The sequence below is a fragment of the Amycolatopsis sp. cmx-11-51 genome, assembly GCF_047608665.1.
GTDB lineage: Bacteria > Actinomycetota > Actinomycetes > Mycobacteriales > Pseudonocardiaceae > Amycolatopsis.
Genome location: NZ_JADNQO010000006.1, coordinates 279,158 through 293,352 on the forward strand (window position 1 = coordinate 279,158; position 14,195 = coordinate 293,352).

General features: G+C 68.7%; 13 protein-coding genes. 10 read left to right on the forward strand and 3 right to left on the reverse strand.

All coding sequences use genetic code 11. The features are described from left to right. Positions 1-8: 8 nt before the first annotated feature. Both ACM6LU_RS23065 and ACM6LU_RS23070 read right to left on the reverse strand, forming a co-directional pair. Complete coding sequence (locus tag ACM6LU_RS23065) at positions 9-1,193, reverse strand: PQQ-dependent sugar dehydrogenase (RefSeq protein ID WP_414939811.1); 1,185 nt, start codon at positions 1,191-1,193, stop codon at positions 9-11. A gap of 47 nt (positions 1,194-1,240) precedes the next feature. After that, positions 1,241-2,005 (reverse strand): helix-turn-helix domain-containing protein, encoded by a 765-nt coding sequence (locus ACM6LU_RS23070; protein ID WP_414939812.1) that lies wholly within the window; start codon positions 2,003-2,005, stop codon positions 1,241-1,243. A gap of 86 nt (positions 2,006-2,091) precedes the next feature. On the opposite strand from ACM6LU_RS23070, the gene ACM6LU_RS23075 reads away from it, so the two are divergent. From ACM6LU_RS23075 to ACM6LU_RS23090, 4 genes are all read left to right on the forward strand, one after another. Then, positions 2,092-3,006, forward strand: a complete 915-nt coding sequence (locus ACM6LU_RS23075; protein WP_414939813.1) for an LLM class flavin-dependent oxidoreductase — start codon at positions 2,092-2,094, stop codon at positions 3,004-3,006. Between the two features lie 56 nt (positions 3,007-3,062). After that, positions 3,063-6,617: a transcription-repair coupling factor gene (gene mfd, locus ACM6LU_RS23080; protein WP_414939908.1), complete on the forward strand. Its 3,555-nt coding sequence runs from the start codon at positions 3,063-3,065 to the stop codon at positions 6,615-6,617. A 68-nt stretch (positions 6,618-6,685) separates the two neighbouring features. After that, entirely contained in the window at positions 6,686-7,690 is a 1,005-nt protein-coding gene (locus ACM6LU_RS23085) for a hypothetical protein (RefSeq protein WP_414939814.1), read from the forward strand. Continuing rightward, the gene (locus tag ACM6LU_RS23090; protein ID WP_414939815.1) at positions 7,687-8,607 is read left to right on the forward strand and encodes a MazG family protein; all 921 of its coding nucleotides are present in this window, start codon (positions 7,687-7,689) and stop codon (positions 8,605-8,607) included. The genes ACM6LU_RS23085 and ACM6LU_RS23090 overlap by 4 nt, the downstream gene beginning before the upstream one ends. On the opposite strand, the gene ACM6LU_RS23095 is transcribed toward ACM6LU_RS23090, so the two are convergent. Next, positions 8,604-9,530 carry an NADP-dependent oxidoreductase gene (locus tag ACM6LU_RS23095; RefSeq protein ID WP_414939909.1) on the reverse strand — a complete coding sequence of 309 codons (927 nt, stop codon included), beginning with the start codon at positions 9,528-9,530 and terminating at the stop codon, positions 8,604-8,606. The genes ACM6LU_RS23090 and ACM6LU_RS23095 overlap by 4 nt on opposite strands. Before the next feature lie 55 nt (positions 9,531-9,585). Between ACM6LU_RS23095 and ACM6LU_RS23100 the strand changes: the two genes are divergently transcribed. From ACM6LU_RS23100 to ACM6LU_RS23125, 6 genes are read left to right on the forward strand one after another with little or no spacing between them, the layout of a single operon-like run. Further along, positions 9,586-10,002, forward strand: a complete 417-nt coding sequence (locus ACM6LU_RS23100; protein WP_414939816.1) for a winged helix-turn-helix transcriptional regulator — start codon at positions 9,586-9,588, stop codon at positions 10,000-10,002. Between the two features lie 54 nt (positions 10,003-10,056). Beyond that, positions 10,057-10,599, forward strand: a complete 543-nt coding sequence (locus tag ACM6LU_RS23105) for an RNA polymerase sigma factor (RefSeq protein WP_414939910.1) — start codon at positions 10,057-10,059, stop codon at positions 10,597-10,599. Then, positions 10,596-11,414, forward strand: coding sequence for a zf-HC2 domain-containing protein (locus ACM6LU_RS23110; RefSeq protein WP_414939817.1), 819 nt, complete (start codon positions 10,596-10,598; stop codon positions 11,412-11,414). Before ACM6LU_RS23105 ends, ACM6LU_RS23110 begins: the two co-directional genes overlap by 4 nt. A 17-nt stretch (positions 11,415-11,431) precedes the next feature. After that, positions 11,432-12,235, forward strand: coding sequence for an ABC transporter ATP-binding protein (locus ACM6LU_RS23115; RefSeq protein WP_414939911.1), 804 nt, complete (start codon positions 11,432-11,434; stop codon positions 12,233-12,235). Next, a complete protein-coding gene (locus ACM6LU_RS23120) occupies positions 12,232-13,605 on the forward strand; it encodes a hypothetical protein (protein WP_414939818.1) in 1,374 nt (457 codons plus the stop codon). The genes ACM6LU_RS23115 and ACM6LU_RS23120 overlap by 4 nt, the downstream gene beginning before the upstream one ends. Beyond that, positions 13,602-14,174: a hypothetical protein gene (locus ACM6LU_RS23125; RefSeq protein ID WP_414939819.1), complete on the forward strand. Its 573-nt coding sequence runs from the start codon at positions 13,602-13,604 to the stop codon at positions 14,172-14,174. Before ACM6LU_RS23120 ends, ACM6LU_RS23125 begins: the two co-directional genes overlap by 4 nt. Positions 14,175-14,195: the final 21 nt, after the last annotated feature.

Sequence of the window (14,195 nt, forward strand, 5' to 3'; positions counted from 1 at the left end):
CTCGGCCGTCAGGCGCCGGGGGTGACGCGCAGCAGCTTGTCGTCGTTGCCTTCCGAGGTCGTCACGTAGAGTGCGCCGTCCGGCGCGCTGCGGACGGCACGCAGCCTGCCGAACTTGTCGTCGAACTCCGGCGGCAGCGTCACCTCGGTGACCTTGCCCGCGTCGTCGAGGCGGAACAGCAGCAGCTTCTGCCCCTTCAACGCGGTCACGGCGAGCGAGCCTTCGAGCGCACCCCACCGCGATCCGGTGAGGAACTCGGCACCGCAGATCGCCTCGGTGATCTCGCCGGTCGTCCACACAGGACTGACGGCGTCCGGGAACCGCCGCGTGTCGGTCATCGGAACGCCTTCGTCATAGCTGGTTTCGGTGCCGCCCTTGGACGGGTCCCAGCCGTAGTTCCCGCCGGCGCGTTCCAGGTTGACCTCGTCGTCGATGGTCGGCCCGTGCTCGGCGGTGAACACCTGCCCGGAACCCGGCCGGACCGTGACGCCCTGGACGTTGCGGTGCCCGTAGGTGAACACGCGCTGTTCGTTCGGGTCCGACGACGTGATGAAAGGGTTGTCCGGCAACGGGTTGCCGGTCTTCGCGTCGACGCGCAGCACTTTGCCGCCGAGGTTCTTGCGATCCTGTGGGAAGGCGGGGCGCGCGGTGTCGCCGGTGCCGACGAGCAGCGCGCCGTCCGCGCCGAACGCCGGGCGGCAGCCCGAGTGCCGTCCGCTCGAGGTCACCGGCAGCCCGGTCAGCAGGTCCTTGACCTTGGTGGCGCTCGCGCTGTCCTCGGACAGCTTCCAGGTGACCAGCCGGATGTCGACGGCGTTGTCAGCTTCCTTGTGGGTCTGGCAGGTGATGAACTCGCGCGACGTCGCGAAGTCCCTGCTGATCACCATTCCCATCAGGCCGCCCTCGCCGCGTACGTGGACGTCGGAGAAATCGGCGGTGACGTCGCGCTTCGTGCCGTTGTCGATCAGGGCCAGCTTCCCGGGGCGCTGGGTGACGAGGATCTTCCCGTCCGGCAGGAAGCCGACGTCCCAGCCGTGTTCGAGCCCGGCGGTCACCTGCTCGACCTTCAGTTTCGTCACGGCGGGTTTCGAGGTGACCGGCGGCGCGCTCTGCACCGGTTCGCTCGACGCCCCGGAACAGGCCGTGACCAGTAAAGACAGGGTGATGATCGCGACGACGGCGGTAGTGCGCATGGCATCAGCATGCCATCGTGCTCAATCGCCCGCGAGGAACGAACCGGTCATCCGGTCAGGATCTTCGCCGTTTCGGCGTCGGCGGGCAGGAACGTCTCCAGTTTCAGTTCCGACACCGTGACGTCGGTGGCCGTCGCGAACGTCGTGATGGCCGTGATCAGCCGCAGCTCGCCCGCCGAAGTGGACAACCTCATCGGGACGGCGAACCCGAGGTGATCGGGTCCGGGCGGTTCGGGAGCCGGAACGTAACTTTCGAGTTCGGCCAGCAGCGAGGTCAGTCGCTCGTCGGGCGCGTGCGCGATCTCCTGAGTCAGCCGTTCGAGAATGTGCCGGGCCCAGTCCGCCAGGTTCCGGACGCGCGGCGCCATCCCGTTCGGATGCAGCGCGACCCGCAAGGTGTTGACCGGTTCCTCCAGGAGTTCCGGGGCCACGTCCTCGAAGAGCAGGTCGAGCGCGTCGTTGCGGGCGACGAGGACGCCGTACCGGTCGACCACGATGGCCGGGTACGGGCGGTGCCCGTCGAGCAGCCGCCGCATGCCTTCGAGGACTGGAAGGAGTACGGGGTCGTCCAGCGACGTTTGGGGGAAACCGGGCGCGAAACCGGCCGCGAGCAGCAAACCGTTGCGTTCGCGGAGGGGGAGTTCGAGTGATTCGGCGACGCGCAGCACCAGGCCGCGGCCTGGGATCGACCGGCCGCCTTCCAGGAAACTCACGTGCCGTTGGGTGGTCCCGGCCCGTAGTGCCAGTTCCAGCTGGGACAGCCGGCGCCGCTCGCGCCAGCCTCGGAGCGCGGGGCCGAATCCGGAAACCATGGTCGCCATCCTGGCCGAGACGCACTCGGTGCCGCCATTCCCTCGAAGGAATTGAGCCGATTCCCCGGCGCGGAGATGCTCCTGGCATGAAATTCGGTCTGGTCGTCCCCACTTATCGGTCCATCCTCGACGCCGGGCGCACCGCGCCGGAAATGGTCGCCATCGCGGTCGAAGCCGAACGCCTCGGCCTCGATTCGGTCTGGGTCGGCGACACCTTGGCGAAGGCCCCTATCGATCCCTTGACGTTGCTCGGCGCGTTCGCCGCCAGAACCGAACGGGTCATTCTCGGCACCGCCGCGCTGCTCCCGGCATTGCGGGATCCGTTGCTGTCCGCGAACGCGATCCTTTCCCTCGATCTGATCAGCCAGGGCCGGATCACCCTCGGCGTCGGCGCCGGGTTCGCCGGGCGCAGCGAACCGGAGTTCGCCTTCACCCGCGTCCCGTGGGAGCGCCGCCGCGCGCGGCTCGACGACATCGTCGCGCTGTGGCGGCACGTGTGGAGCGGCGAGAGCGGTCCGTTCCACGGTGAGGTCCTGCACTACGACCTGCTTCCGGAGTACCCGGAGCCGCACCGGCCCGGTGGTCCGCCGGTGTGGCTGGCCGCGTTCACGCCAGGCGCCTTGGAGCGCGCGGGGCGGCTTTACGACGGCTGGCTGCCGTACCCGCCCGACGTCACCGATTACGTCGATGGCCTCGCGAAGATCCGCGAAGCAGCTGTACGTCCGGTGACGCCCGCGCTCTTCGCGACGGTGCTCATCGAGGACGACCCGATCCGGGCCCGCGAACGGCTGGAGGACTACGCGTGGCGGAACTACGGCGCTCCGCTGGACTTCGTCGAGAAGATCCAAGTGCAGATCGCGGGCAGTCGCGAGGAGGTCGCCGAGAGGCTTCGCGAATACGCGGACGCGGGTGCCGAACACGTGCTGATCCGCATCGCCACGCAGGAACCGGCCGAGTTCGACGAGCAGCTTCCGAAGGTGGTCGAAGCACTCCCCAGGTAATGGCGCGGCGAACTGTCGGTGGCCCCACGTAGGCTAGGACGGTGACAAACGCTCCATTGTCCGGACTCCTTCATTCCATCCTTCCCGATCCGGCCCTTCGCGGGGTCGTCGAACGGGCCGGCGCCCCGCTGCTCGAACTGCAGGGCGCGATCGCCACCCGCCAGCTGGTCGCCGGCGCCCTCGCCGCGGACGAGGGCGCCGGGCGCTCCGTGCTCGCGGTGACCGCCACCGGCCGCGAGGCCGACGAACTGACCGCGTCGCTGAAGTCGTTCCTCGGCGAAGGCGCCGTCGCCGACTTCCCGTCCTGGGAGACGCTGCCGCACGAGCGGCTGTCCCCGCGCGCGGACACCGTCGGACGACGGCTGGAGGTGCTGCACCGGCTCAAGACGGGTGCCGACGACCTGCGTGTCGTCGTCGCGACCGTCCGCAGCCTCATCCAGCCGATGGCGCCCGGGCTCGGTTCGCTCCCTCCGATCGACCTGGTCGTCGGCAAGGAACAGAGCTTCGAAGGGCTGCTGGACCAGCTGGTCGAGCTGGCCTACACGCGGGTCGACATGGTCGAGAAGCGCGGCGAGTTCGCCGTGCGCGGCGGCATCCTCGACCTGTTCGGGCCGACGGCGCAGCATCCGGTGCGCGTCGAGTTCTGGGGCGACGAGGTCAGTGAGATCCGCGCGTTCGCGGTGTCCGACCAGCGGTCGCTGCCAGGAGAGATCCAGCACGTCAGCGCGCCACCGTGCCGTGAGCTGCTGCTCACCGAGCAGGTGCGCGCCAAGGCCGCCGAGCTGGCGACGACGTACGAGGCGGACGCCCAGCTCACCGAGATGCTCACCAAGCTGTCCGGCGGAATCCCCGTCGAGGGCATGGAGGCGCTCATCCCGGTGCTATGCGAGGGCGAGCTGGACCTGCTCACCGACGCGATGCCCGAGGGCACGCACGTGCTGGTGGCGGATCCGGAAAAGATTCGTGCCCGCGCGGCGGACCTGGTCCGCACCGGGCAGGAGTTCCTCGAAGCGTCCTGGACCACGGCCGCCGCGGGCGGTCAGGCACCGATCGATCTCGGCGCGTCCGCGTACCGAGACCTCGCTGAGATCGCGAAGCACGCTCAGGAGACGAAGCGCCCTTGGTGGACGCTGACGCAGCTGGCCAGCGACGACCCCGACGTCTACCGCGTCGCGATCGAAGCCGCGCCGAACTACCGGGGCGAGGTGGAGCGGGCGACGACCGACCTGCGCGCGCACACGGCGGCGGGCGGGACGGCCGTGCTCGTCGTCGCCGGGCACGGCACCGCGGCCCGCGCGGTCGAGCAGCTGTCGGCGGGCGACGTGCCCGCGTCGCTGGCGGAAGGTCTCACCGGTCCGCTGACGGCCGGCGTCGTGACGGTGACCTGCGGCGGACTCTCGGACGGCTTCGTCTCGCCGGAGCGCGCACTCGTGGTGCTGTCCGAGTCGGACCTGACCGGCCGGGGCTCCGGCGCCGGAACGTCCACAAAGGACTTCAGTACCAAGATGCCGTCGCGGCGGCGCAACGCCGTCGACCCGCTCGCCCTCAAGACGGGCGACTACGTCGTGCACGACCAGCACGGCATCGGGCGGTTCGTCGAGATGGTGCAGCGCACCGTCGCGGGCGCGACGCGCGAGTACCTGCTGCTGGAGTACGCCTCCTCCAAGCGCGGGCACCCGGGGGACCGGCTGTTCGTCCCTACCGACCAGCTCGACGAGGTCTCCCGGTACGTCGGTGGCGAGCTGCCGACGCTGAACAAACTCGGCGGGTCCGACTGGAAGAACACCAAGGCCAAGGCGAAGAAGGCGGTCAAGGAGATCGCCGCCGAACTGGTACAGCTCTACGCCGCGCGGCAGGCGGCGCCCGGGCACGCGTTCGGACAGGACACCCCGTGGCAGGGCGAACTCGAGGACGCCTTCCCGTTCACCGAGACCAACGACCAGCTCGCCGCGATCGACGAGGTCAAGTCGGATATGGAACGCGGTGTCCCGATGGACCGCGTCATCTGCGGCGATGTCGGCTACGGCAAGACCGAGATCGCGGTACGCGCGGCGTTCAAGGCGGTGCAGGACGGCAAGCAGGTCGCGGTGCTGGTGCCGACGACGCTGCTCGCGCAACAGCACCTCAACACCTTCACCGAACGGATGAGTTCGTTCCCGGTGAAGATCCGGGGTCTTTCCCGGTTCACGAACAAGGTCGAGTCCGACGCGATCCTGGAGCAGCTGTCCTCGGGTGACGTCGACGTCGTGATCGGCACGCACCGCCTGCTGCAGACCGGGATCCGGTACAAGGACCTCGGCCTGGTGATCGTCGACGAGGAGCAGCGGTTCGGCGTCGAGCACAAGGAACACATCAAGGCGCTGCGTACGCATGTCGACGTTCTGACGATGTCGGCGACGCCGATCCCGCGGACGCTGGAGATGTCGCTCGCCGGGATCCGCGAGATGTCCACGATCCTGACCCCTCCCGAGGACAGGCACCCGATCCTGACCTACGTCGGCGCGTACGACGACAAACAGGTCGGCGCCGCCATCCGGCGTGAACTGCTGCGCGACGGCCAGGTCTTTTACGTGCACAACAGGGTTTCCTCGATCGAGAAGGCCGCGAAGCGTATTCGCGAGCTGGTGCCGGAGGCGCGCGTCGTCACCGCGCACGGGCAGATGAACGAGGACAAACTCGAGAAGATCATCCAGGGTTTCTGGGAGAACGAGTACGACGTGCTCGTCTGCACCACGATCGTCGAGACCGGGCTGGACATCTCGAACGCGAACACGCTGCTGGTGGAACGCGGTGACCTGCTGGGTCTCGCGCAGCTGCACCAGTTGCGCGGCCGGGTGGGGCGTGGACGCGAGCGTGGGTACGCGTACTTCCTGTATCCGCCGGAGGCGCCGCTCACCGAAATGGCGCACGACCGGCTGGCGACCATCGCGCAGAACACCGAATTGGGCGCGGGAATGGCCGTCGCGATGAAGGATCTGGAGATCCGCGGCGCGGGCAACATCCTCGGCGCGGAGCAGTCCGGGCACATCGCGGGCGTCGGTTTCGATCTGTACGTGCGGCTCGTCGGCGAAGCGGTCGACGCGTTCCGGCGGCACGCCGGCGCGGACACGGCGGAAGAGGAAGAACTCGCCGATGTCCGGGTCGATCTCCCGGTGGACGCGCATATCCCGCACGACTACGTCCCCGGCGAGCGGCTGCGGCTGGAGGCGTACCGCAAGATCGCGGCCGCGCCCGACCGGCCCGGGCTCGACGCGGTGCGCGAAGAACTCGTCGACCGCTACGGCCAGCCGCCCGCGGCGGTGCGGCGCCTGCTCGCGGTCGCCGCGTTCCGGCACACCTGCCGCGCGGCGGGTGTCACCGAGGTCGCCGTCCAGGGTTCGTCGATCCGGTTCGCGCCGATGCCGCTCGTCGATTCGCAGATGGTGCGGCTGAAACGCCTGTATCCCAAGGCTCTTTTCAAGGCGGTGACGAACACGGTTTCCGTGCCGAAGCCGACCGAGGGCGCGGCGGGTGGCCGCATCGGCGCCCCGGCGCTGCGGGACGAGGAGTTGCTGGAATGGTGCGCGAAGCTGCTGACGAATCTGACGAAGTCGCCGGCACCCGTCGCGTGACCGAACCCGAATCGCGATTGACGACCTGGTTCTCTCTCCGGGGCCGGTATGAGAGGGTAGGCGCTGTGATGCGGATCATGGGGCGCCGTCGCGCGCTGGTCGGGGTTCTTGCCGGGTCTCTTCTCCTCACCGGGTGCAACGCCGGACCAGGTCAGGTCGGTGCGGCGGTGATCGTCGACGGCAAGGCCGTTTCGGTGGATCGCGTGCAGCAGTTGATCGACAAGGCCGTCCGTGAGCATCCGTACGGGCAGCAGCTGGCCAAGGACCACAAGCTCGACCTCGTCGGCCGCGAGATCGTGCGGCAGGAGATCCTCCACGACCTCACCGAACGCGCCGCCCAGCGCGAAGGCGTCCGGGTCGATGAGTCCCTGGTCGTGGCCGCGTTGCGGAACGACCCGCTGGCGACGCCGATGGAGGCCAAGCAGCAGAACGATCCCGCGCTCAGCGTCCAGCAGCTCGTCGCGCGGGTGCGGGACCACCGCGAATCCCTGGTCGACGCGGCGCTGCAAACCCAGCTCGCGCTGAAGTACCTGGACAAGCTCACCGTCTCGTTCGATTTCAGCTCGGTCTCCTCGGACGACGCCACCGGTGCCGACGCGGGCAAGCTGCGCGAGCAGGCGATCGAGAAGGCCCGGCGGTTCGCCGCCTCGCCGAACGCGGCCGCCGAAGTGATCCAGCAGGATCAGAAGACGTCCGACACGCAGGCGGGTACCGGCCAGAAGCTGCCGGCGATGCAGTCGCCCGCGACCGCGGCCACCGTCCTGTTCGGTCTCGAACCCAACACCGTCGCCGCGTTCCAGCCGACACCGCAGCAGCCGCTGTGGGTCGTCGTCGTGGTGCGTGAGCGGGCCGCCGACAAGCCCGTCGCGTCGGATCAGGCCGCCCAGCCCACCGCCCAGCAGCTGGCAGGAGTCGGTATCCGCCTCCTCCAGCCGTACCTCGATCAGGTCGACCTCAAGGTGAACCCGCGCTACGGCGTATGGGATGTTGTCGGCATGGACCTCGCGCCCAACGAAGCTTCGAAGAAGGGCATCGTGCTGCCTGTGCACGGTACCTCCCCGCAAAACCCGTGACCGCTGCCGTCGTCGTGATCACCCGTGGGGCGACATTGCCCGCCGAGGCACTTTCGATCTTGCGGAGCAGCGACGCCGTGTACGCGGCTTCGGATGTCGATCCCGCCGTTTTCGGGGTCCCCGCGCTCGGTGACGCGCAGGTGCGCGACCTCGTGCTCATCGCCGGTTCGCGAACGGAACCGAAGGCCGCGGCGCTGATCAGGGCAGGCGCGCGAGTGGTCGAAGCGCCCGTTTCGCCGCTGGTCGAGGCCGCCGAGGTGATGGACCGCCTCCGCTCGCCGGGCGGATGCCCGTGGGATGCCGTCCAGACGCACGAGTCGCTTCGTCAGTACCTGGTCGAGGAGACCTACGAGCTGCTCGACGCGATCGAGGAAGGTGACAGGGCCGCCCTGCGCGAGGAACTCGGCGACGTCCTGCTCCAGGTGCTGTTCCATGCGCGCGTCGCCATCGAGGACGCCGACGATCCGTTCGGGATCGACGAGGTCGCGTCCGATCTGGTCGCGAAGCTCGTCGGACGTCACCCTTACGTCTTCACCGATGCTCCGCCGGTCGAGAGCGTCGACCACCAGAACCTCAAGTGGGAAGAACTGAAACAGGCCGAAAAGAGCCGGAAGTCCATTGTGGACGGCGTCGCGCTCGGTCAGCCCGCCGTGGCGCTGGCCGGGAAGCTCGGGCAGCGCAGCGGCCGGGCCGGGATTCCGCTCGACCTGTTCCCCGACGGTTCCGAAGCGGCGGCCCAGTTGTTCCGGGTGGCCGCGACCGCTCGCCGGGCCGGTATCGATCCCGAAGGCGAACTGCGTGCCGTCGCGAAGCGGTTCGCGCGCGATATCCGCGATACCGAAAAGGCCGCCCGCGACGCCGGTCTCGAACCGACGACACTCGAGGCCGACGGCTGGCGCAAGTTCTGGCCCAGCTAGATCGTCAGCACGAGCTTGCCCTGGACGCGTCCGGATTCGCTCAGTTCGTGTGCCTTCGCCGCCTGTTCGAGCGGGAGGACGTCGGCGATCGAGGCTCGCAGTGAACCGGCATCGGCCAAAACGGCGATTTCAGCCAGGTCCGCTCCGGAAGCCGACACGTAGAATTCGGCGAAACGGAGACCGAGTTCCCCGGCCTTCCGCCGGACCAGCGTCCGGTCCGGACCGTGTCCGACGATGTCGATCAGCGAACCGCCCGGTTTGAGGGTGTCCAGGGAACGAGGACCGTAGTCGCCGGAGATCGGGTCCAGCACGACGTCAACGACCAGCGATTTCGCGAAATCGCTGGTCGTGTAGTCGATCAGCTCGTCCGCGCCGAGGTTCCGGAGGAAGTCGTGTTTGGCCTCGCGGGCGGTGCCGATGACGTACGCGCCCCTGGCCTTCGCGATCTGGACGGCGAGATGACCGACCCCGCCCGCCGCGGCGTGGACGAGTACCCGGTGCCCCGGCCCGACCGGGAAGAGCCGGGTGAACGGCTGCCACGCGGTCAGTGCCGCGATGGGGAGCGCGGCCGCTTCGACGTGATCGAGACTTTTCGGTTTCGGCGCGAGAGTGTCCTCGCTGACCGCGATGTACTCGGCGTACGAGCCGTTCGGCGGGAACGTGACACCGTAGACCTCGTCTCCTGGCCGGAACCGCGTCCCGGCCGAATCGACCACTCCCGAGAAATCGAGCCCCACGGTCAGTGGCAGGTCGCCGACGACCAGTCCGTTCCGGATCTTCCAATCCGCCGGATTCACCCCGGCGGCGTGCACGCGCACCCGTACCTGGCCTTCGCCAGGTACGGGCTGTTCCGCATCGACGACATGCAGCACTTCGGGTCCGCCGAACGCGTCCTGCTTGATCATTCGCATGACGACGAGCATGTCGGTGGCCGGTACCCGTTGTGAAGTAGGCACTTCACTGGTATCTAGGTACCTCATGGGTACCTTCGATGAGCGGCGGATATTCGAAGAATGGGTGGCGGTGCACGGTCGTGACTGCCCGTCCAGGACGGTCATCGAGGTGCTCGCGAACAAGTGGGCGCTCTACGTCCTCGGTGCGATCCGGCGCTACGAGCGGCCGATGCGGTTCAGCGAACTTCGCCGTTTGCTCGACGGGATCACCCAGAAGATGCTGACCCAGACGCTTCGCTCCCTGGAACGGGACGGGCTGATCCGGCGGGATGTCTATCCCACCGTCCCGCCGCGAGTCGAGTACGGGCTCACCCCGCTCGGTGTCGACGTCGGCAGGCTGACCACTGCCGTCGCCGAATGGGCCGTCGAAAACGTCGACCAGATCTTCGCCGCCCGCTCCGCTTTCGACGAGAAAGCGTCCGCAGCCGCGCAGCCGCTATGACGCGGGACACATCCGGGTGAGAACCGTTTTGGTGGACTCGGCGTCTTGCCGGGTGTGAAGGGAACGGAACTGGACGAAGAGCAACTCGTCCGCCGCACGGCCAAGGGCGATCGCGCGGCGTTCGAGGAGCTCTACCGCCGCACGTCGCCATGGCTGGCCGTGCGCCTGCGCCGTCGCTGCGCCGACGAGCAGATCGTCGCCGAGGTGATGCAGGAGACCTATCTGGCGGTTTGGCGTGCGGCCGGGGCGTTCGCCGGTTCGGCCGTCGGCGGGAGCGCTGTCGGCTGGTTGTGGACGATCGCCGCGAGGCGGCTCGTCGACGCCTTCCGCCGCCGGGCGAAGTACGCGCAGACGCTGCCAGTGGCGGAACCAGCCGTCGCGCCGGCCGCCGAGGACGAGGCGCTGGCCGGTGCGGTCGGCGACCACGTCGGCGACGCGTTGCGCCGGCTCGCTCCTGAATTACGTCAGGTCCTGCAGGCCATGGTGCTCGACGGGCTGACCGTCCGCGAGACCGCGGTCCTGCTCGGCCTGCCGGAAGGAACTGTCAAAACCCGCGCCAGGCGGGCTCGGATCGCGATGCGGGAGGCGCTGTCGTGAATAGGGAACACGTGTCCGGACAGCTCCTCGCCGGTTATGTCCGCGGGGACGAAGGCTTGGCCGGTGACGAGGTCTGGGCGGTCGAAGCCCATCTGGAGTCGTGTGCGGAATGCCGGGAACAGCTCTCCGTGCTCAGCGTGCCCACGGTGTCGGCGCTGGTGGACGACGTCTGGGCCGGACTGGGCCCGAAACTCGTCGAAGCGGGGCCGGGGCCGATGCGGAGCCGATGGGCCGGGCGGCTGCACACCTGGGTGACGCCGGTGATGCTGCCGTGGCTGGTGATGATCGTCCTGATCCCGGCACTCGGCTTGCTGCTGGACTGGTTCGGGTTCACCAGCAGCAAGGACTACTCGTTCGTCCAGCTCTTCTCACCGGTGCTGCCGGTCCTCGGGGTCGCGGTGTCGTGGGCCAAGGGTCTCGATCCCGCGTACGAACTCATCACTTCCACGCCGAGGGCCGGGCTCTACCTGCTGCTGCGCCGGACGACGGCGGTCCTCGCCGTCGTCTTGCCGATACAGGCCCTCTCGGGCTGGCTCGGCGGCGGCGGCGGATTCGGGCTCGGTCTCTTGCCGAGCCTGGCTTTCACCACCGGGACGCTCGCACTCGGCGGGCTGATCGGGGTGGTGCGGGCGGCCTATGTCCTCGCCGGGGTCTGGATGGCGGTGATCTTGGTACCCGCGGTGGCTTCGCAAGGGCGTGCCACCGCACTCGAACCCCGGCTGCTTCCGGTATGGGGCGCGATCTTCGCACTGACCGCGGTCGTGGTGGTGCTCCGGCGGAGCGTTTTCGGCCTGCTCACCGGATCCGAACGATGAACGAAGGGGAGAACATGATGCGTGCTGTCGGGGCCGCGGAGGTCGCACCGACGACCTACGCGTGGCAGATCAAGGCGGAGGGACTGAAGGTCCGGGTCGGCAAAAACAAGTTCGCCGTGAACGGGCTCGACCTGGAACTGGGTGCGGGGGTGCACGGTCTGCTCGGCCCGAACGGGGCGGGGAAGACCACACTGATCCGGGCACTGGCGACGGTGCTCCGGCCGGCGGTGGGAGGGCTGGCGCTGCTCGGTGAATCCGTCGGGGGGTTCACCGATCAACGCCGCCTGCGCCGCCGGATCGGCTATCTGCCGCAGAATTTCGGTTTCTACAAGCGGTTCACCGTCCGCGAGTTCATCGAGTACATCGCCTGGCTCAAGGAAATGTCCAAAGAGGACATCCCGGGATCGGTGCAGCGGTCGATCGAACGGGTCGGCCTCGCCGACCGCGCCGACGACAAGATGAAGACGCTCTCCGGCGGCATGGTGCGGCGGGTCGGGATCGCGCAGGCGATCGTGAACGATCCGGACGTCCTCCTGCTGGACGAGCCGACCGCCGGACTCGATCCCGCGCAGCGCGTGCGGTTCCGGGACCTCATGCAGGAACTGGGCCGAGAGGCCTGCGTGGTCGTTTCGACGCACCTCGTCGAGGACGTCGCGACCGCCTGCACCGACGTCGTCCTGTTCGAAAACGGGAAGCTCGTCTTCCAAGGCACTCCGGACGAACTGGCTGCCGCCGGAACCGCGGAGTACGTCGGCGACAGCCCGATCGAGCGCGGCTACTCGGCGCTGCTGGGGCACGAGCCGGGGAGGGGGAACTGGTGAACACGAGTGTCCTGCGGACCGAACTCCGCCGTTCCATCGCCCCTTGGGCCACGCTCGCGATCCTCGTCGTGGCGTTCGGTTTCCTGTACTCGTTCAGCGGACCGTGGTGGAGGGCGCCACTCGCCTGGGACGAAAACTGGGTGCCCGCCGCGGAGTGGACCCGGTTCCTGCTGGTTTTCCTGTGGCCGATCGCGATCGGCGCCGGCGCCATCCAAGGCATGCGTGACAGCCGATCCGGCATGGTCGAACTCCTGACCACGATGCCGCGGCCAGGCTGGCACCGGGCCGCGAAACTCGGCGGTGCCCTGGGTGGCCTGCTGGTGCTGGGCTATCTGCTGATCTTCGCCGTCGGTGCCGTCCAAGTGATCTTCGACGGCGCGTTCTTCACCTTCGGCTGGCTGCCGATCGTCGTGGTCGGCGTGCTCGCGATGCTCGCGGGTGCCTGGATCGGGCTGGGGATCGGCCGGTTGCTGCCGCATCCGCTGACCGCGCCCGGGGTGGCCGTCGTCGCCCTCGTGACCGTGCTCGTGTTCCAGATCGCAGGGGCGGAAGGCAGCGTGCTCGTGGGCGCGCTTCCCTCCCGGCTCGCCTTGCTCTCGCCCGCGATAGAAGTGATCAACGATCCGTTCAGCACCACCGCGAGCCGGATGGATCTCGGGCAGGGAATCTGGCTCGCCGGACTGGCCGCGACCGGGTTCCTCCTGCTGGCGGTCCGCTCCACGCGGGCGAAGGCACTCGCCGTCGTCCCCGCACTGGTGGCGGCCGCGATCGCGGTGCCGATCCTGCCCGCGACCTTCGCCGAGGCCAAGGTCGTCGACTCCCGCGCGACGGCGATGGTCTGCGACGGCCCGGTCTGTGTCCCCCGCATGCTCGAGCCCGAACTCGCCCGTCTCGCCGGGCCGGGCAAGGAAGCGTTGCGGCTCCTGGGAACACTGCCGGACGCGCCGGTCAAGGTCACGGTATTGGACCGGCGGCTGAGCTTTGACGAGGTGCCCCCGCGTGCCGCCGACACCGTCCTCGTCGACCTGATGGATTGGTCGATCCGTTCGACCATGAATTCGGACAACATGACGCGGACCCTGGTCGCCGGCGCCGGGACGCCGACCTGTTACTCCCTCGAAGGTGTCGATAAGTCCTTTCTGGACGAACTCATCGCGCGGTCGATCACGGCGAGCTGGTTCCTCGGCGAGTGGAAGATGCTGGGGAATTCCTGGCTGAGCGACGAGACGAAGAACGAGGTCGCCCAGAAGTCGGAGACCTTCCGTGCTCTGCCGCCCGACGTGCAGCGTTCGCGGATCATCGCGGTGCGGCAGGCAGGCCTGACCTGCCAGGGCAACGGGCTCGACATCCTCCTCGGGGGCGCCCGATGAGGTGGGCGGTGCTGTACGCGCGCTCGCGCGCCATACCCGCGTCGTTGGCGGCGCTGGTGGTGAGCATGGCCGCGCTGTGGTTCCTGGCACGGGACCGCTGGTCGGAGATCCCGGTTTCCCTGGCGCTCACGGTGGCGGTCGCGGTGATGGCGACTGGTCTGAGCGGACAGGACACCGACCTCGACCGGACCGCCGCGATCCGGTGGCTGCCCCGTCGTGGCCTGCATCTGCTGCTGATCGGTGGCCTCGGTATCGGCGCCGTGCTCCTGCCGCGGTTGTGGGAGGCGGAGCGGGTTCCGGTGGAGGTCATCGTGCGGAACGCGGCCGGATTGCTCGGCCTCGCCGGGATCGCGGCGGTGCTGTTCGGCGGAGCCTTCGGGTGGGTGTTGCCGCTGCTCGCGCTCGTGGTCGCCCTCGTGGTCAAGGTCGCGTCGTCGGATACGGACACCGTGAGCCTGGTGGTGACTTGGCTCTTCCAGCCCGGCGACGTGGCTGCCGCCACGTGGACCGCCGTGGTGCTCGCCGTGGCCGGCTTCGGGACCTACGCGGTCTTCGGTAACCGTCACTGACCCCTGCGGAAATGTCATGAA